Origin of the sequence: Novosphingobium sp. LASN5T, assembly GCF_003856955.1 — a bacterium.
Classification (GTDB): Bacteria; Pseudomonadota; Alphaproteobacteria; order Sphingomonadales; family Sphingomonadaceae; genus Novosphingobium.
Genome location: NZ_RQSI01000061.1, coordinates 1 through 18,937 on the forward strand (window position 1 = coordinate 1; position 18,937 = coordinate 18,937).

General features: G+C 68.8%; 13 protein-coding genes and 1 pseudogene. 9 read left to right on the forward strand and 5 right to left on the reverse strand.

What is annotated here, in order from left to right; genetic code table 11:
- Nucleotides 1–175 precede the first annotated feature (175 nt).
- From EH199_RS21905 to EH199_RS21915, 3 genes are all read right to left on the reverse strand, one after another.
- Nucleotides 176–556: a hypothetical protein gene (locus EH199_RS21905; RefSeq protein WP_124811219.1), complete on the reverse strand. Its 381-nt coding sequence runs from the start codon at nucleotides 554–556 to the stop codon at nucleotides 176–178.
- A 171-nt stretch (nucleotides 557–727) separates the two neighbouring features.
- A complete protein-coding gene (thrS, locus tag EH199_RS21910; RefSeq protein ID WP_124811220.1) occupies nucleotides 728–2,719 on the reverse strand; it encodes a threonine--tRNA ligase in 1,992 nt (663 codons plus the stop codon).
- A 220-nt stretch (nucleotides 2,720–2,939) separates the two neighbouring features.
- Complete coding sequence (locus tag EH199_RS21915) at nucleotides 2,940–4,274, reverse strand: glycosyltransferase family 39 protein (protein ID WP_124811221.1); 1,335 nt, start codon at nucleotides 4,272–4,274, stop codon at nucleotides 2,940–2,942.
- A 66-nt stretch (nucleotides 4,275–4,340) separates the two neighbouring features.
- On the opposite strand from EH199_RS21915, the gene EH199_RS21920 reads away from it, so the two are divergent.
- From EH199_RS21920 to EH199_RS21940, 5 genes are all read left to right on the forward strand, one after another.
- Nucleotides 4,341–5,105, forward strand: a complete 765-nt coding sequence (locus tag EH199_RS21920) for a carboxylesterase (RefSeq protein WP_124811230.1) — start codon at nucleotides 4,341–4,343, stop codon at nucleotides 5,103–5,105.
- 10 nt (nucleotides 5,106–5,115) lie between these two features.
- Nucleotides 5,116–6,081, forward strand: coding sequence for a hypothetical protein (locus tag EH199_RS21925; RefSeq protein WP_124811222.1), 966 nt, complete (start codon nucleotides 5,116–5,118; stop codon nucleotides 6,079–6,081).
- Nucleotides 6,078–7,073 carry an LLM class flavin-dependent oxidoreductase gene (locus EH199_RS21930; protein ID WP_124811223.1) on the forward strand — a complete coding sequence of 332 codons (996 nt, stop codon included), beginning with the start codon at nucleotides 6,078–6,080 and terminating at the stop codon, nucleotides 7,071–7,073. Before EH199_RS21925 ends, EH199_RS21930 begins: the two co-directional genes overlap by 4 nt.
- Before the next feature lie 125 nt (nucleotides 7,074–7,198).
- Nucleotides 7,199–11,908: an NAD-glutamate dehydrogenase domain-containing protein gene (locus EH199_RS21935; RefSeq protein ID WP_124811224.1), complete on the forward strand. Its 4,710-nt coding sequence runs from the start codon at nucleotides 7,199–7,201 to the stop codon at nucleotides 11,906–11,908.
- Between the two features lie 128 nt (nucleotides 11,909–12,036).
- A complete protein-coding gene (locus EH199_RS21940) occupies nucleotides 12,037–13,263 on the forward strand; it encodes an NAD(P)/FAD-dependent oxidoreductase (RefSeq protein ID WP_124811225.1) in 1,227 nt (408 codons plus the stop codon).
- On the opposite strand, the gene queG is transcribed toward EH199_RS21940, so the two are convergent.
- The gene (queG, locus tag EH199_RS21945) at nucleotides 13,247–14,314 is read right to left on the reverse strand and encodes a tRNA epoxyqueuosine(34) reductase QueG (RefSeq protein WP_124811226.1); all 1,068 of its coding nucleotides are present in this window, start codon (nucleotides 14,312–14,314) and stop codon (nucleotides 13,247–13,249) included. The two genes, EH199_RS21940 and queG, sit on opposite strands and share 17 nt — an antisense overlap.
- Nucleotides 14,315–14,360: 46 nt before the next feature.
- Here queG and EH199_RS21950 point away from each other — a divergent pair, with 46 nt between their 5' ends.
- The 4 genes from EH199_RS21950 (at nucleotide 14,361) to msrB (ending at nucleotide 18,650) form a co-directional block, all read left to right on the forward strand.
- On the forward strand, nucleotides 14,361–15,356 hold the full coding sequence (locus EH199_RS21950; protein WP_370449719.1) for an ABC transporter ATP-binding protein: 996 nt from the start codon (nucleotides 14,361–14,363) through the stop codon (nucleotides 15,354–15,356).
- A complete protein-coding gene (locus tag EH199_RS21955) occupies nucleotides 15,353–16,603 on the forward strand; it encodes an ABC transporter permease (RefSeq protein ID WP_124811227.1) in 1,251 nt (416 codons plus the stop codon). The genes EH199_RS21950 and EH199_RS21955 overlap by 4 nt, the downstream gene beginning before the upstream one ends.
- 73 nt (nucleotides 16,604–16,676) lie before the next feature.
- A complete protein-coding gene (locus EH199_RS21960; RefSeq protein WP_124811228.1) occupies nucleotides 16,677–18,011 on the forward strand; it encodes a cytochrome P450 in 1,335 nt (444 codons plus the stop codon).
- 135 nt (nucleotides 18,012–18,146) lie between these two features.
- Nucleotides 18,147–18,650, forward strand: coding sequence for a peptide-methionine (R)-S-oxide reductase MsrB (msrB, locus tag EH199_RS21965; RefSeq protein WP_124811229.1), 504 nt, complete (start codon nucleotides 18,147–18,149; stop codon nucleotides 18,648–18,650).
- Between the two features lie 176 nt (nucleotides 18,651–18,826).
- Here the strand turns inward: msrB and EH199_RS21970 are convergent.
- A pseudogene (locus tag EH199_RS21970) lies at nucleotides 18,827–18,937 on the reverse strand (IS630 family transposase); the annotation flags it as partial.

The following is an 18,937-nucleotide window of genomic DNA, read 5'->3' on the forward strand; positions in this document are numbered from 1 at the left end:
ACAAGCAGTACGACGAAGCCGGCCTCAACGCCCCCCAGATCGTCGATACCGTCCTCAGCGCCCTCCGGCACAACTCCACAGGCGTCGAGCACGATACGCTCGAGGCGAGAGCCTGAGGAAACCGGTGAAATAACGCGAGGGGCATACCCCTCGCGCTCCCCGTCCTTGTCTGGTTTCACCAATACCCCAGTTTGACTCGCTCGATGATTTGCCAGCGGCTATCGGTTTTGCGGAAAATATAAGCGCCCATTTCGCCGCTTGGCGAAGCGTAGGACACGAACGCAAAATCTTCCGAATAGGCTGGTCCATTTACATGCATCGCGCAATTTCCACTGCGCGCATCGCCATAGATTTGAGGCTTTTCAGCCTGCACGTCGTGCCAGCTCTTGGCGATGGCCTGGGCTGCACGACGTGCCTGTGCGTTTTTCACGGCTTGCGCGGTAAGCATGGCCGGCGGGCCGTCTTCTGCTCCCAGCTTGACGATAGACGTTGGGCCTCCAACGGCTACGCAGGCGCTCGTCGCCAAGCCTAGCTCACGCGCGACCACGGCGTCCACGAGTCCATCACCGGTCTCAGGCGTTGCCGTGCAAGCCGTCAGGAACCCAACGCAGACAATGATCCACCGCATCGCGCAAGCATAGCATTTGCGCCGGCGCTCACGAATATCTTGTTCGCCAAGAATAAAGGAGGTTCCGGGGGCCGATGGCCCCCGGGGTCATCCTTATTCCTACCGCAAATCGGGCGGCGTTGCCTCGCCCTTCAGCAGCGCGATCGCCTCGGCCAGCGGCATCACCTTCTGCTGCTGTTCGCCCAGCGTGCGGATGGCGACGGTGCCTTCCTCGGCTTCGCGCTTGCCCACGACGAGCAGGTACGGGACCTTCTGCAGCGAGTGTTCGCGCACCTTGTAGTTGATCTTCTCATTGCGCAGGTCGGTTTCGGCGCGAATGCCGGCGGCCTGTAACTGGGCCAGCGCATCGCGGGCATAGTCGTCGGCTTCCGACACGATCGTGGCGACCACCGCCTGCACCGGGGCGAGCCACGCCGGCAGCCGGCCGGCGAAGTGTTCGATCAGGATGCCGATGAAGCGTTCGTAGGACCCGAAGATCGCGCGGTGCAGCATGACCGGGCGGTGCTTCTCGCCATCCTCGGCGATGTAGCTCGCGTCCAGCCGTTCGGGCAGCACGCGGTCCGACTGGATCGTGCCGACCTGCCAGGTGCGGCCGATCGCGTCGGTCAGGTGCCATTCCAGCTTGGGCGCATAGAACGCGCCTTCGCCGGGCAATTCCTCCCAGCCGTATTCCGCGGTGGCGAGGCCCGCGCGCACCACCGCGTCGCGCAGCTCGCTTTCGGCCTGGTCCCACATTGCCTCGGTGCCGAAGCGCTTTTCCGGGCGCAGCGCCAGCTTGATCGCATAGGTGAAGCCGAAGTCCTTGTAGATGCGGTCGGCCAGCGCGCAGAACGCACGGACTTCGTCGACGATCTGGTCTTCGCGGCAGAAGATGTGGGCATCGTCCTGCGTGAACTGGCGCACGCGCATCAGCCCGTGCAGCGCGCCGTGCGGCTCGTTGCGGTGGCAGCAGCCGTTCTCGTAGAGCCGCAAGGGGAGATCGCGATAGGACTTGATGCCCTGGCGGAAGATCAGCACGTGCGCCGGGCAGTTCATCGGCTTGAGCGCCATCCAGTCGGCCTCGCCCGAGATCACCGGGCCATCGTCCTCGGTGTTGGGCACCTCGTCGGGGATCACGAACATGTTTTCGCGATACTTGCCCCAGTGGCCGGACTGCTCCCACTGGCGCGCGTCCATCACCTGCGGGGTCTTGACCTCGCGATAGCCGGCAGCGTCGATCGCGCGGCGCATGTAGGCCTCGAGCTCGCGCCACACGCGGAAGCCCTTGGGATGCCAGAACACGCTGCCGTGCGCTTCCTGCTGGAGATGGAACAGGTCCATTTCTCCGCCCAGTTTGCGGTGATCGCGCTTGGCCGCTTCCTCCAGCCGGAGCAGGTGGGCATCGAGCTGCTTCTTGTTCAGCCAGCCAGTGCCGTAGATGCGGCTCAGCATCGCGTTTTTCTGGTCGCCGCGCCAGTAGGCGCCGGACACGCGCGTCAGCTTGAACGCCTGGGGATCGAGCTTGCCGGTGGAGGCGAGGTGCGGGCCGCGGCACATGTCGAGCCAGTCGTCGCCCGACCAGTAGACCGTCAGCGGCTCGTCGCCGGGCAGTTCGGCGGCCCATTCGGCCTTGAACGTCTCGCCCTGCTGCTTCCACCGGCTGATCAGCTGTTCGCGGTTCCACACCTCGCGGCGCAGCGGCTTGTCGGCGGCGATGAGCGCGCGCATCTTCGCCTCGATCGCGGGCAGGTCCTCGTCGGTGAAGGGCCGGTCTTTTGGCGCGAAGTCGTAGTAGAACCCGTCGTCGGTCGCCGGGCCGAAGGTGATCTGCGTGCCCGGAAACAGCGCCTGCACCGCTTCCGCCAGCAGGTGCGCGTAATCGTGCCGGACGAGTTCGAGCGCGTCCACCTCGTCCCTCGCGGTAACGAGCGCGAGCTGCGCGTCGGCTTCGAGCGGGCGCGTGATGTCGCGCAACTCGCCATCGACGCGCGCGGCGAGGGCCGCCTTGGCAAGGCCCGGCCCGATCGCGGCGGCGATGTCCGCCGGGGTGGTGCCCGGCGCCACTTCGCGCACGGAACCGTCGGGCAGGGTGATCTTCAGAAGCTCGGACATGGGCACTCTCTGGCTGTCAGCGTCTGGCGCTTTGGCACAAGGCCGCGCGCGCCGGAAGGGGCGGCGTCAGGAACTTTAGGCCGGTCGGGGAGGAGACGCCATCCGCCCGAACCGGGCGGCGGCATCGCTGCGGCGTCAGGCGCGCAGGCGAAACCGCCCCCGGTTGCCCGGGGTGGTGGTAGTCGTGGTGATGGCGCGAAGCGTCGTCATGCGCCGCTTCTTAGCGGGCCACGGGCGCAAAGTCATGCGCGGAATTGACGGCGGGCGCGTTGGCGCGGCGCTCAAGCCAGCCCGTCAGCCAGCGGGCCAGCAACCACCCGGCGGTGACGCAGACGAACGGCATCACCGGATAGTGGAAGCGCGACTGGCCGGAGAACACCATCGCGATCGCGCTGGGATAGAGCGCGATGCCATAGGGCAGCACCCACCAGTCGATCGGGCGTAGCCCGGCGCGCGCGCGCCGGCGCAGCTCGATCACGGCCGCGGCGGCGAACAGGCCGAGCAGGGCGAAATACCACAGCTGGTTGATGGCCCTGAGCGCGAGGAAGGCCAGCGGCGCGCGCGCCCAGGCTTTCGATCCGGTCTCGTAGGCCCACAGCCCTTCGCCGTCCGGCCCCCACAGCTTTACCAGCTTGCGGGGCATCAGCGTGACAAAGGCGGCGGGATGGGCCTTGATCCATGCCACGCCCAGCCGCTTCGCTTCGGCATCATAGGCGGTTTCGGTGAGGTCGGTGCGCGCGTCGAGCGCCTTGACCACAGGGTCTTCGGGCGTGAACCCGCCGCGCGCGGTATCGTTGTTGCCGGTCAGCAGGGTGATGCCGCCGTTGGTGGAGATCGCCACCCATTCGCCCAGCACGCGGTGGTTGCGCACCGTCCACGGCGCGACCACGGCGGCGGCCAGCGCGATTACCAGCGCGGCCTGCGCCACGGCGGCGGGCAGGCGCTTCCAGAAGCCCGGCGCGCGTCCCAGCGCGATGGCGAAGACCAGCGGCACGACGACCAAGGTCTGCGCCTTGACCAGCGTCGCCACGCCGAACACCAGCCCTGCCGCGATCAGCGCCAGCGGCATGCGCGCGATCAGCAGGCGGCAACCCGCGAGCAGCAGCATGGTGTAGAACACCTCGGTCAGCGCCAGCGGCACGTAGAACGCGCTGTTGGGATAGAGCGCCAGCAGCAGCAGCGCGGTGCGGCCCGCCAATTCGGAACCCGAAAGGCGACGGCCAAGGTCGAGCGTGAGCCACGCGGTAACCCCGGCGCAGGCGAGGTTGAACAGGCCGACCGTCCAGATCGAGGTGCCGAACGCGCGGAACGCCAGTGCCAGCGTCAGCGGCCAGCCCACCGGCCAGTAGGCGGTCGGTTCGCCATGATCGCCGAGGTAGCCAAGCCCGTGGGCCAGCATGTCGGCCCGCGAATAGTACCAGGCCGCGTCCGATGTCGGCTCCACCTCCAGCAGGATCAGCAGCGCGCGCGGCAGCAGGAACAGCGCGAGGAGCAGCACCAGCGCCGCGCGGCTTTCCGCGAAGCGCCGCAGCGCGATGGTCCGGGATTCGGTCATGATCCCGCGCTAGCAGGGCCGGGTTAAGATGGCGTTGTGTGGCCTTTCCGGCTAACCCTGCCGGCGATGATCGAGGATATCGCTCCGCTCACAAGGATAGACGGCCCGGAAGGCCGCCGCATCGCCTGTCGTTTCCTGCCCGGTGCCGAGCCGGCGCTGGTGTTCCTGCCGGGCTATATGTCGGACATGGCCGGCGGCAAGGCGCAGGCGGTGCTGGCCTGGGCGCGCGGGGCGGGGCGGGCCTGCCTGCTGCTCGACTATTCGGGCTGTGGTGAAAGCGAGGGCGATTTCGCCGACGGCACGCTGTCGCGCTGGCGGGACGAGGTGGTCGCGCTGGTCCGCGCGCACGCGATCGGCCGTGCCGTGGTGATCGGGTCCAGCATGGGCGGCTGGCTGATGCTGCTGGTGGCCCAGGCGCTGCCCGGCACGGTCGAGGCGCTGGTCGGCATTGCCGCCGCGCCGGACTTCACCGACTGGGGATACGATGCCGCGCAGAAGGCGGAACTGGCGGCGGGGCGCCCGGTGTTCGAGGACAATCCCTATGGCCCCGACCCCACGCCGACCCATCCGGCGTTCTGGGCCGACGGGCAGGCGCGGCGGCTGCTGGAAGGCACCATCGCCTTCGACGGCGCGGTGCGGCTGCTGCACGGCCAGCGCGATCCCGACGTGCCGTGGGAACTTTCGCTGAAGCTGGCGGCAGCCTTGCGTTCAGCCGACGTGCAGGTGCATCTGATCAAGGACGGCGACCACCGCCTGTCGCGCCCCGCCGACATCGCGATCCTGCTGGATACGCTGTCGGCACTGGGGGCGGGCGTGGCGGAAGCCCCCTGAAGGAAGCGTGATGCTGGTCCTGCCGATCCTGATGTTCACCTCGCAGTTTGTTCCCGCTTCTGCCGGGTTTCATATGCCAGTCACCGCGCTGATGCAGATCGGCCCCAACCCCTCGCCCCAGGAAGGCGCCGCCTTGCCGATTCCCCGCCGTCATCGCCCCGCCGATTCCGCGCCTTCGCCCGCGCCCGCCAGCCCACCGCAACCGCGCGCGCCGGACCGGCTGTCGGTCTGCCTCGCCAAGGCGCTGCACGATCCGGCGATGGGGCTGGCCGAAGCGCGCGGCTGGCTGGCGGAAGGGCAGAACCCGGAACAGCGCGTGCGCGCCAACCAGTGCCTGGGCATCATCCTGACCCAGCAGGGGCAGTTCGATCCCGCCGAGCAGGCCTTCGCCGATGCCATCGCCGGCGTGCCCATGCTGCAGGAAGTGGCCGCGGTGCCGCTGATGGCGATGGCGGGCAATGCCGCGCTGGCGGGCGGCCATCCCGATCGCGCGCTGGTCTGGCTGGACAAGGCGGTGGCGGTGCGCGGCTATGCCGACAACGCTGCGCTAGGCGATATCCAGACCGACCGCGCGCGGGCGCTGGTGGCGCTCGATCGCCCCGCCGAAGCGGCGACCGCGCTGGACGAGGCGCACCGGCTGGCCCCCGATCTGGCCGAAGGCTGGCTGCTGTCCGCCACGCTCGCCCGCCGCAACAAGGACATGCCGCGCGCGCAACGCGATATCGAAGTGGCCGCGCACCTCGACGCGACCGACCCGGCCATCGGCCTGGAGGCGGGCGTGATCGCGGTTCTCGACGGCCGCGACGAGGCCGCGCGCAAGAGCTGGGAATCGGTGGTGCGCACCGCGCCCGACAGCGACGAGGCGAAGACGGCCAAAGGCTATCTTGAACAACTGGGACCAGCGCCCACATCAGGGGCCACCCCTTCCGCCAGCCCTGCGTCCGGGGCGACGCAGCCGGAGAAGAAACCGTCATGAAACTGTCCGTCCTCGATCTCGTGCCCGTGGTCGAGGGCGGAACGGTAGGCCAGGCGCTCGCCGAGGCGGCCCTGCTCGCGCAAGTGGCCGAGCGCTGCGGCTATCAGCGCTACTGGGTGGCCGAACACCACGGCATGGAAGGGATCGCCGGCGCGGCCGTGGCGGTCACGCTTGCCCATGTGGGCCACCATACCTCCACGATCCGGCTGGGCGCGGGCGGGATCATGCTGCCCAACCACAACCCGCTGGTGATCGCCGAACAGTTCGGCACGCTGGATGCGCTCTATCCGAGGCGGATCGACCTGGGCCTGGGGCGCGCGCCGGGGGCGGACCAGCGCATCGTGCGCGCCTTGCGCAAGGAAGTGAACCGCGCGGCGGAGGACTTCCCGCAGGACGTCGTGGAATTGCAGGCCCAGTTCGCCGGCGACCGCCAGGTGCCGTTGCAGGCGACGCCCGGCGCGGGGGCGAAGCCGCAATTGTGGATCCTGGGCTCCAGCCTGTTCGGCGCGCAACTGGCGGCCGCGCTGGGGCTGCCCTATGCCTTCGCCTCACACTTCGCGCCCGATCATCTCGACGCGGCCTTGTCGCTCTATCGCGATCGTTTCCAGCCTTCGGATGCACTTGCCAAGCCGTATGTCATGGCCGCGATCAACGCGATCGCCGCCGATACCGACGAGGAGGCCGCGCTGCTGGCATCCTCCATGGACCAGTCGTTCGTGCGGCTGCGCAGCGGCAATCCGGGCAAGCTGCCGCCGCCCGTGCCCGGCTACCGCGACACGCTGCCCGCCCCCGCGCTCGCCATGCTGGAGCACATGCGGCAGGTCAGCGCGATCGGCAGCGTCGCCACCGTGCGCGAGCGGCTGGCCGCGTTCCAGCAGCGGACGCGGGCGGACGAACTGATCGTGTCCGGCTCCACCTTCGATCCGGCCTTGCGCCGCCGCTCGCTCGAACTGACCATGCAGGCGGCCGAAAGTTTGGCAGAACCGGCCTGACCGGTATCAATCGAAACCATCGGCTTGCCCTGCGGCGTCGGCCGGAGTAGCATTGGTATTATTCGTTCAAGAAGCGGATATAAAATTATAATGCGGCATAATTATTTTACGCCGCCACTCGCGGGATGACAGCAATGGCCACCAAGTCCGCACCTGACGTTTCCTCTTCTTCCGCTGCTACCGGCGGCCCGCTCGAAAGCGCGCTGGCCGCCCGTTTCATGGCCTCGTTGCTGCCGGGCGAGATCGGCGATTTCGATGGTGCGCGGCTGGCGGAAGCCGTCCGCTTCACGCTGGCCACGGCCAGCCGGCGCCCCGGCGCCGAACCGGCGGTGACGATCGAGAGCGTGGGTGGCACGTCGGGCGAACGGCATCTGCGCATTGCCGTGATCAACGACGACATGCCGTTCCTGGTCGATTCGATCAGCGCGACGATCACCGCGCAAGGGCTGACGATCGACCGGCTGGTCCATCCTGTGGTTGCGGTGCGCCGCGATCCCGAGGGAACGCTGCTGGCGCTGCCCGAAGGCGAGGCCGTGGGCGAACGGCGCGAATCGGTGATCTACCTCGAAACCGAACGCGCCGACGCGCGCCAGCGCCGCGAACTGGCGGAAGCGCTGAAGGCGACGCTGGCCGATGTCCACGCCGCCGTGGCCGACTGGCCGCTGATGCAGGCGGCGATGCAGCGCGATGCGCGCGGGCTGCCCGATCAGGAAGGCGCGGCGCTACTGCGCTGGCTGGCGGACGGGATGCTCACCCAGCTGGGCCATGTCGTGCGCCATCGCGATGGCACGCAGACCGCGCCGCTCGGCATCTGCCGCGCCAGCGCCGCCAAGCTGCTCGCCGATTCCTCCTATGACCGCGCCTTCGCGTGGTTCGATCGCGCGGGCCGCAAGGACGAGGACGCGGTGCGCGCGCCGCTGGTGGTCAAGGCCAACCGCATCGCCAACGTCCACCGCCGCGTGCCGCTGGACTTGTTCATCGTGCCGGAGGTCGAGGACGGCAAGGTCGTCGCGCTCTCGATCCACGCCGGCGTCTGGACCAGCGCCGCGCTGGCGACGCCGCCCGATCGCGTGCCCCGGATGCGCAGCCAGCTGGCCGCGCTGACCGAGAAGTTCGGATTCGATCCCACCGGCCATGCCGGCAAATCGCTGGTCCACGCGCTGACGGCGCTGCCGCACGACCTGCTTATCAGCTTTTCCGATACCGATATCGAGCGCATCGCCACCGCGATGATGAGCCTGGTCGATCGGCCGCGTCCGCGCCTGGCGCTGGTTCGCGCGCCGCTGGCCCGCCACCTCTATGCCTTCGTGTGGCTGCCGCGCGATGCGCAGTCGACCGCGATGCGGATGCAGGTGCAGGATCTGCTGGAAGCGGCCGCCGGCGCGCAAGTGCTGGACTGGAGCCTGCAGGTCGAAGGCAGCACGCTCGCCCTGATCCGCTTCGTGCTCGACATCCGCGATGGCGATGCCGATCCCGACGAGGCCGCGCTCGATGCCGCGGTGCAGGCGCTGGTGCGCGGGTGGGAAGGCGCGGTCGAGGCCGAGCTGGCCAAGGGCGAGGAGCCATCGCGCGCCGCGGCCATCGCCGCCCGGTTCGCCGATGCCTTTCCCGTCGGCTATCGCGGCGCTTATGGCGCGGGCGAGGCGGCGCGCGACATCCGCGTGCTGCGCACGCTGGGCGGCGAGAACGCGCCGCGCCGCGCCGCGCGCCTCTATCGCCAGCCGGGCGAAAGCGGGGTGCGGCTCAAGCTCTACCAGCGCGAGGGCGCGATCATCCTGTCGGATGCGGTGCCGGTGCTGGAGAACTTCGGCTTCCGCGTGCTGGAGGAAGTGCCGACGCCGCTCGACAAGGGCCGGCTGGGCTGCATCCACGATTTCCTGGTCGCGCACCCGGCGGACGTGACGCCCGAGGCGTTGCTGGAGCGGGCCGAGGCCATCGAGACGTCGCTGGCCGGCGTGCTGAACGGCGCGGCCGAGGACGATGCGTTCAACCGGCTGATCGTCGCCACCGGGCTGTCCGCGCGCGAGGCGAACTGGCTGCGCGCCTGGTTCCGCTATCTGCGGCAGGGCGGCATGTCCTTCGGCATTGCCACCGTGGTCGATGCGCTGAAGAACGCGCCCGACGTGACGCACGGGCTGATCGCGGCGTTCGTCGCGCGGCACGATCCCGCCTTTGCCGGTGATCGCGCGGCGGCGGCGGACGCGGCGGCCGAGCGCATCCGCACCGGCCTTGCCGGCGTGGCCGCGATCAACGACGATCGCCTGCTGCGCCAGTTCCGCGCGCTGGTCGATGCCATGCTGCGGACCAATGCCTTCGCCCCGGCCGCGGCCGAGGCGCTGGCGTTCAAGCTCGATTCGGCGCTGGTGCCGGGCCTGCCCAGGCCAGTGCCATGGCGCGAAATCTTCGTGTACAGCCCGCGCGTGGAAGGCATCCACTTGCGAGCCGGGCCGGTGGCGCGCGGCGGCCTGCGCTGGTCCGACCGGCGCGACGATTTCCGCACCGAAATCCTGGGACTGATGAAGGCGCAGCGCGTGAAGAACGCGGTGATCGTGCCGACCGGGGCCAAGGGCGGCTTCTATCCCAAGCAGTTGCCCGATCCCGCGCGCGATCGCGATGGCTGGCTGGCCGAAGGCAAGGCCAGCTACCAGGTGTTCATCCGCACCCTGCTTTCGCTCACCGACAACATCGTCGGCGGCAAGGTGGTCCATCCCAAGGGCGTGGTGATCCTCGACGGCGAAGACCCCTATTTCGTGGTCGCCGCGGACAAGGGCACGGCCACGTTCTCCGACGTCGCCAACGCCATCGCCGAATCCAGGGACTTCTGGCTCGACGACGCTTTCGCCAGCGGTGGGTCCAAGGGTTATGACCACAAGGCGATGGGCATCACCGCGCGCGGCGCGTGGCTTTCGGTGCAGCGCCATTTCCTGGAAATGGGCGTGGACGTGCAGACCGATCCGGTCCGCGTGGTGGGTTGCGGCGACATGTCGGGCGACGTGTTCGGCAACGGCATGCTGCTGTCGAAGGCGCTCAAGCTGGTGGCGGCGTTCGACCATCGCCACGTGTTCCTCGATCCCGATCCCGATGCGGCGGCAAGCTGGGCCGAGCGATCGCGCCTGTTCGCGCTGCCCCGGTCGAGCTGGGCGGACTATGACTCCGCGTTGATCTCCGAAGGCGGGGGCGTGTTCCCGCGCACGATGAAGGCGATCCCGCTTTCGCCCCAGGTGCGCGCGGTGCTGGGCGTGGAGGCCGAGGAACTCGATCCCGAGGCGCTGATCGCCGCGATCCTCAAGGCGCCGGCCGATCTGCTGTGGTTCGGCGGCATCGGCACTTATGTGAAGGCCGCGACCGAGAACAACGCCGATGTGGGCGATCACGCCAACGATGCGTTGCGCGTGAACGGCGCGGACTTGCGCGTGAAGGTGGTGGGCGAAGGCGCCAACCTGGGCACCACGCAGGCCGGGCGCATCGAGTTCGCGCTTCAGGGTGGCCGCATCAATACCGACTTCATCGACAATTCGGCCGGCGTCGATTGTTCGGACAACGAGGTCAACATCAAGATCGCGCTGGCTTCGGCCAAGCGCGCCGCGCGACTGACCGAGGAGGAACGCGTTGCGTTGCTCTCCTCGATGACCGACGAGGTCGCGCATCTGGTGCTGGAGGACAACCGCCTGCAGGCGCTGGCACTGTCGATCGCGCAGCGCGCAGGCGCGTCGGCCGTGCCTTCGTTCGCGCGGCTGATGGACGTGCTGGAGGAAGCCGGCGACCTGGATCGCAAGACCGAAGGGCTGGCCAGTGCCGAGGACTTCGCGCGGCGCGCCACCAGCGGGCAGGGGCTGACCCGGCCCGAGCTCGCCGTGCTGCTGTCCAGCACCAAGCTGGTGCTGCAGCGCGCGCTGGAGGACAGCACGGTGGTGGATGATCCGGCGCTGGAAGACCAGCTTCTTGCCGCGTTCCCCACGCCGATGCGCGAGCGCTTCCGCGAGGACATCACCGGCCACCGCCTGCGGCGCGAGATCATCGCCACCAAGCTGGCCAACCGGCTGGTCAACCGGCTGGGTCCGGTCAATCCGTTCGAACTGGTCGAGGAGGAAGGCGTCACGCTGGCGCAGGTGGCCGCGGCTTTCGCCGCCGCCGAACGCCTGCTCGACCTGCCTGCCACCTGGGCGCTGCTGGACAGCGCGCCGATGGCGGAGGACGTGCGCCTGATGCTGTTCGAACGCGTGGCGCGGGCACTACGCGGCCATGTCGCGGACCTGCTGCGCGCGGGCAAGGGCGAGGAACGGCCCGGCGTGCTGGTGGCGCGGCTGGCGGGCGGGGTCGAAGCGCTGACGCGCGATATTGCCGATCTGCTCCACGCCGAGGCGCGCGCGCAATCGCAGCGCATCGCGGTGGAACTGGCCGAAGCGGGGGCGCCTGCCGACGCGGCGGAGCGCGTGCGCCATCTGACCGACATGGACGGCGGGATCGGGCTTGCCGAACTGGCGGCGGACAGCGGGATCGACGCGGCCGCGCTGACCCGCGCCTTCACCGACCTGGGCGAGCGGCTGGGGCTGGACTGGGCGCAGCAGGCGGCCAGCCGTCTCAACCCTTCCGATCCGTGGGAGCGCCTGCTTGCCGCCGGACTGGCCCGCGATTTCCAGCAGATGCGCCTCGATTTCCTGGCGCGCGCGGGCACGGCCGGTCCGGGGGCGGCCGTTGCGGAATGGGCCGGGCGCAATGCCGCGCCGGTTGCCAGTTTCCGTGCGCTCGTCGCCCGTGCACAGGCCGCTCCGCTGGTTGGCGCGGCCATGCTGGCGCAGATCGCGGGGCAGGCGCGGGGGCTGCTCGCGCGGTAGGCCTTCGGAGGACCACGGCGGCGGACCACTGCGACGGAAGACTGCGCAAATGGGGCCAAGTTTGCGCCGGAGTGGTTGACGCGGCCGGTCTTTTCCCCAAATCCCGCCGGGCAATCGGGAGGATTCGGATGGATCAGGCAGACGTCGTCATTGTTGGTGCGGGTCATGGCGGGGCGCAGGCCGCGATCGCGCTGCGCCAGAACGGGTTCGAAGGCACGATCCTGATGATCGGGCGCGAGCCCGAGCCGCCCTACGAGCGTCCGCCGCTGTCCAAGGAATACCTTGCCCGCGAAAAGACCTTCGAGCGTCTCTATATCCGGCCGGCGCAGTTCTGGGACGACAAGGCCGTCACGCTGATGCTGGGCCACGAAGTGACGGCGGTCGATCCCGCCGCGAAAGTCCTGAAGCTCGCCTCTGGCGACGCGGTCGGCTACGGCACGCTGATCTGGGCCGCCGGCGGCGATCCCCGCCGCCTGTCGTGCTCCGGTGCCGATCTGGCCGGCGTCCACGCGGTCCGCACGCGCGAGGACGTGGACCGGCTGATGGGCGAACTCGATGCCGGCGCGCGCCGCGCGGTGGTGATCGGCGGCGGCTATATCGGGCTGGAAGCGGCGGCGGTGCTGACCAAGCTCGATTGCCATGTCACGCTGCTGGAAGCGCTGCCGCGCGTGCTGGCGCGCGTGGCGGGCGAGGCGCTCTCGGAATTCTACCAGAACGAGCACCGCGCGCACGGCGTGGATCTGCGCACGGGCGTGGCTGTCGATTGCCTGGAAGGCGACGGGACCAAGGTGACCGGCGTGAAGCTGGCCGATGGCACCGTGCTGCCGGCGGACCTCGTCATCGTCGGCATCGGCATCATCCCCTCGGTCGGTCCGCTGCTGGCGGCGGGCGCGGCCGGCGGCAACGGCGTGGACGTCGACGAATTCTGCCGCACCTCGCTGCCCGATGTCTATGCGATCGGCGATTGCGCGGCCCACGCCAACGGTTTCGCCGAAGGTGCGGTGATCCGCCTCGAATCCGTGCAGAACGCCAACGACATGGCGACGACGGCGGTGAAGTCGATTCTTGGCGATCCGCAGCCTTACAAGGCGACGCCGTGGTTCTGGTCGAATCAGTACGACCTGCGGCTCCAGACCGTGGGCCTTTCCGCCGGTCACGATGCTACCGTGCTGCGCGGCGATCCTGCCACGCGCAGCTTCTCGGTGATCTACCTCAAGCAGGGCCGCATCGTCGCGCTCGATTGCGTGAACATGGTCAAGGACTACGTGCAGGGCCGCAAGCTGGTGGAAGCCCGCGCCGAAATCGCGCCCGACCGGCTGGCTGACGCCGGCACGCCGCTCAAGGAACTGGCATAACCGATACGAGGCGGTCGAGCGCCCAGCTCGCCGCCTCGGCCACCACCGGGTCGGGATCGTTGACCAGCGCGGCCACCGGGCCGAACAGGGCCACGTCGCCGCTGTTGCCCGCCGCGATCAGGCAGTTGCGCACGAAACGGTCGCGCCCGATCCGCTTGATCGGCGATCCCGCGAACAGGCGGCGGAATCCCGCATCGTCCAGTGACAGCAGATCGGCCAGGCGCGGCGCCGCCAGTTCGGCGCGCGGCAGGAACGCGCGGTTGGCGGAGGCGGCCTGCGCGAAGCTGTTCCACGGGCAGGCGGCCAGGCAATCGTCGCAGCCGTAGATGCGGTTGCCGATGCCTGCGCGCAGGTCGTGCGGGATCGGCCCCTTGTGCTCGATCGTCAGGTAGGACACGCAGCGCCGCGCATCGAGCCGGTAGGGCGCGGGGAAGGCCTGCGTCGGGCAGGCGTCCTGGCAGGCACGGCACGATCCGCAGCGGTCGGCGTGCGGCGCATCGGGCGGCAGGTCCAGCGTGGTGTAGATCGCGCCCAGGAACAGCCACGAGCCGTGGCTGCGGCTGACGAGGTTGGTGTGCTTGCCCTGCCAGCCGATACCGGCGGCCTCGCCCAGCGGCTTTTCCATCACCGGCGCGGTATCGACGAAGACTTTCACTTCCGCGCCGGGGGCTTCGGCCACCAGCCAGCGCGCCAGTCCTTTCAGCGCCTTCTTCACCGTATCGTGGTAATCGCCACCCTGCGCATAGACCGAAATGCGCGCGCGCTCCGGGTGGTCCGCCAGCGCCAGCGGATCGGCCGCCGGGGCATAGCTCATCCCCAGCGCGATCACGCTGCGCGCTGCCGGCCACAGCGATTGAGGGCCGCGCCGGTGATCGAGGCGGGTTTCCATCCACTCCATCGTGCCGTGGCAGCCATCGGCCAGCCATTGCTCCAGGCGGCGCGCGCGCAAGGGGTCATCGGTGGCCGGGGCGATGCCCGTGGCCGCGAAGCCGATCCGGGCGGCTTCGGCGCGCAGCCGTTGCACCAGCAGGATTGCATCGGTGTTAACCATGCTTGCTGTCCCGCTCGTTCATCGCTTAGCGTCTAGGCCACGTCGCATGCGGATGGAGCTAGGCGAATGGCCCGTGGCGGGCAATGAGGTTGACGCCTCGGGCGTGGAACTGGCGATCGAGGCGCGCGGACTGGTCAAGCGGTTCGATGGCTTTACCGCCGTGGACGGCGTGGACATTTCCGTGCCGAAAGGTGCGATCTACGGCATTCTCGGGCCGAACGGCGCGGGCAAGACCACCACGCTGCGGATGCTGCTGGGCATCATCGATCCCGACGCCGGCTATCGCCGCGTGCTGGGCTGCGATCATCCCACCGATGCCGCGCGGCGAATCGGCTATCTGCCCGAGGAGCGCGGCCTCTATCCCGCGATGAAGGCGACCGAGGCGATCGCGTTCCTGGCCTCGCTGCGCGGCGTGCCGCTGAAGGAGGGGCGCCGGCGCGGGCGCGAACTGCTGGAAGCGCACGGCCTGGGCTATGCCGCCGATCGCACAATCCGCCAGCTGTCCAAGGGCATGGCGCAGCAGGTGCAACTGCTCGGCACGCTGGTCCACGATCCCGATCTGGTGGTGTTCGACGAGCCGTTCTCCGGCCTCGACGCGCTCAACCAGGGCAAGCTCGAACGCATGATGCGCGGGCTGGCGGAACGCGGCAAGACGGTGATCTTTTCCACTCACGTCATCGCCCATGCCGAACGCCTGTGCGATCAGGTGGCGATCATCGCCGGCGGCAAGGTGCCGTTCGCCGGCCCTGTCGATGTCGCGCGCGACCGGCTGGCGCCGCAGGTGCGGCTGGAAACCCGCGCGCAGGACGGGCCGTGGCGCGCCGCGCTGCCGGCCGATGCGCGGCACGAGGGCGCGTTCTGGTATTTCACGCTGCCGGCCAGCGGGGTCGAACCGCTGCTGCGCGCGTTGATCGAAGGCGATGCGGGCATTCTCAGCCTGTCGATCGAGCGGGCCGGCCTGCACGATGCCTTCGTCGCCATTGCCGGCGAAGCCGCCGCGCGGGCGCTGGAACAGGACAAGGAAGAGGAACGCCGCCGATGATGGCAGAAAAGGTGCGCGCGGCCTTCGTCGTCGCCCGTCGCGATTTCACCGCGGTGATCTTCTCCAAGACGTTCCTGCTGTTCCTGCTGGGGCCGCTGTTCCCGATCGTGATCGGCGTGATGGCCGGCAGCATCGGCGCGCAAGTGCAGAAGGATCTCGATCGTCCCGAAATCGGCGTGGCGATGGAAGGCGTGCAGGGGCAGGCGCTGATCGCCGCGCGCAACGCGATGGCCGATCGCATGGCCGGCGGCGTGCCCGATTTCGTGGAGCTGAAGCGGCTTGTGCCCGGCGAGCGCTTCGATGGCCGCGCCGCGCTGCGCCAGGGGCCGGACCGGCTCGCGGCCGTGGTGACCGGCACGCTGGAACACCCGGTGCTGACCGGCACGCCCGAGCGGGTGGACATGTGGCAGGGCATTGTCTCCACCTTCGCGGCGCGCGCGCGCGAAACGCATCCCGGCACGTTCCCGGCGGTGCAGGCCGAAGTCGTGGCGACCAGCGCCGACCAGACGCGCAACGGCCAGGTCGCGACCGCGCAGGCCGGGCAGACGCTGCTGTTCCTGCTGACGATGCTGCTGGCGGGCATGGTCCTGTCCAACCTGGTGGAAGAAAAGAGCAACAAGATCATCGAGGTGCTGGCGGCGGCCATCCCGATGGATTCGCTGTTCCTGGGCAAGCTGTTCGCGATGCTGGCGTTCAGCCTTGTCGGCATCGCGGTGTGGGGCATGGCCGGCGGTGTGCTGGTGCTGAGCGGGGCAAGGCATCTGCCGCTGCTGGCGACGCCGGCGGTCGGCTGGGCGGTGTTCCTGCTGCTGGGCTTCCTCTACTTCGCGATGGCCTATCTGCTGCTGGGATCGGTGTTTCTGACCATCGGCGGCATGGCCAGCACGGTGCGCGAGGTGCAGACGCTGTCGATGCCCGTCACGATGATGCAGCTGATGGTGTTCTTCTTCGCCAGCTATGCGCTGGCCCATCCCGGCAGCGCGATCGAATGGAGCGCGGTGGTCTTCCCGCTCAGTTCGCCTTTCGCCATGCTGGCGCGGGCGGCGCAAGGGCCGGCGCTGTGGCCGCATCTGGTGGCGCTGGCGTGGCAGGGCGCGTGGGTACTGGCGATCGTGCGCATGGGGGCACGGCTGTTCCGCCGCAACGTGATGAAATCGGGCGGCGCGCGCAAGGGCGGCAGGCTGTTTTCCAGGCTGTTCGCGCGGGTTGCGACGAAGCGTGATGCACCGGTGACGAACGCTTATTGACACGAGTGTAGGTTGCAGGGATAGTACCGTTGCGCAGAGTCCCGTTCGGAAGGGACCGCAACGGAGGATTGCCATGGCTACCCAGCTCGCGCCCGAAGCGCCGTTCACCTATCGCCGTTCGCCCACCGTGGAAGAAGCGCACCGCGCATGGCAGCGTGAACACCCGCTGGAACGGCCGGTGCATACCGATCCCTGGGACGTCAGCCGGTCCGACATCTACACCGAGGACCGCTGGCAGCCGATCTTCGCGGAGATGCGCGCCAAGGCCCCGGTCAACAAGGTAACCGGCACGCCCTATGGCGATTACTGGAACGTGGTGTCGCACAAGGCGATCAGCCACGTCGAATCGCTGCCGGAACTGTTCTCCTCGTCGTGGCAGCACGGCGGCATCACCATCGGCGATCCGCCGGCCGATATCGATCCGGCGAAGCTTGCCGAGCGGCAGATGCCGATGTTCATCGCGATGGACCGGCCCGAACACACCGGGCAGCGCCGCACGGTCGCGCCCGCATTCACGCCCGCCGAAATGGTGCGGATGGAGACGGAGATCCGCCAGCGCACCGCCAGCGTGCTCGATACGCTGCCGATCGGCGAGAAATTCGACTGGGTGGACAAGGTCTCGATCGAGCTGACCACCGGGATGCTGGCGATCCTGTTCGGCTTCCCGTGGGACGACCGCCGCCTGCTGACGTTCTGGTCGGACTGGGCGGGCGATCTCGAAATCGCGCTGGCGAAGGGCATGGAAGACATGCGCTTCGATATCCTGCGCGAGATGGCGCACTACTTCCAGCGCCTGTGGATGGAGCGCGTCAACGCCGAGCCGACGCCCGATCTGATCTCGATGATGATCCATTCCGAGGCGATGAAGCACATGAGCCCGCAGGAGTTCATGGGCAATCTGGTGCTGCTGATCGTGGGCGGCAACGATACCACGCGCAACACCATGTCGGGCATCGTCCACGCGCTCGACCAGTTCCCCGATCAGCGCGATATCCTGGAAAAGGACCCGTCGATCATCCCCAACGCGGTGCAGGAATGCATCCGCTTCGTCACTCCGCTGGCGCACATGCGCCGCACCGCCACCGCCGATGCCGAACTGTTCGGGCACGAGGTGAAGGCGGGTGACAAGGTGGTGATGTGGTACATCTCCGCCAACCGCGACGAGACAGTGTTCGAGAACCCGGACAAGCTGATCGTCACGCGCGAGAACGCCCGCCGCCACCTGGCGTTCGGCTATGGCATCCACCGCTGCGTGGGCGCGCGCCTGGCCGAACTGCAACTGCGCATCCTGCTGGAGGAAATGCACAAGCGCCGCCTGCGCGTTCATGTTGCCGGCGCGGTCGAACGCGTGCGCGCGAACTTCGTCCATGGCTTCCGCCGCATGGAAGTGGAAGTCGAACGCTGGTGAAAGTGTGATCGCGCTCACGCGCGGTTCATCTGGCGCGGGTTAGAAGGCGTGCGTTCCGCCGGGGCGCGCGCCTACCCTGCCCCCCCTCTGGTGCCCCCGGCGGAACGAGCTTTCCCAAAGCTGCGGAACCCAACCATGCCGCGTGATCCTGCCCGAGTCGCCCGCCGCCAGTTCCTGACCTTCCTGGGCGCGACGGCGGCCATGTCCGTCACCTCGGCCTGCAGCGCCGCCCCGGCGCGATCCAAGGGCACCTTCCCGGTCCAGCATACCGAAGCCGAATGGCGCCGGCTGCTGACGCCCGCACAGTTCTACATCCTGCGGCAGGAAGGGACGGAGCGTCCGTTTACCTCGCCGCTGCTGGGGGAACACCGCCGCGGCACGTTCGTCTGCGCGGCCGATGGCAACCCGCTGTTCGCTTCCACCACCAAGTTCGATAGCGGCACGGGCTGGCCCAGCTTCTGGCGCCCCCTGCCGCGCGCCGTCGGAACCTCGGTCGACCGGTCGTTCGGCACGGTGCGGACGGAAGTGCACTGCCTGCGCTGTGGCGGGCATCTCGGCCACGTGTTCGAGGATGGACCGCCGCCGACCGGCCTGCGCTACTGCATGAATGGCGACGCGCTGCAATTCCGGCCTACCTGAAGCACGCTGCCCACCCTCAGCCCTCCCGCGTGCGGGAGGGGAGCGAGGCTTGCGCCGCCGCAGGCGGTGTTAGCCGCAGCGGGGTGGGCTTTTCACGCTCTGCGTTCGCAAATGGCCGCAATCGCCCCGAAAAACAGGGCCGGAACACGGGATCGCCGCGTTAGAGCGGTTTCCATTCATTCCGGCTCATATCCGCAAGATTTGAAGTAATTGGCACATTCGGCAGGCTGGAAGATATCGACGAGCTTGCCGATCAGGTCCCACAGCCCATTGACGGTTCGCTCGCC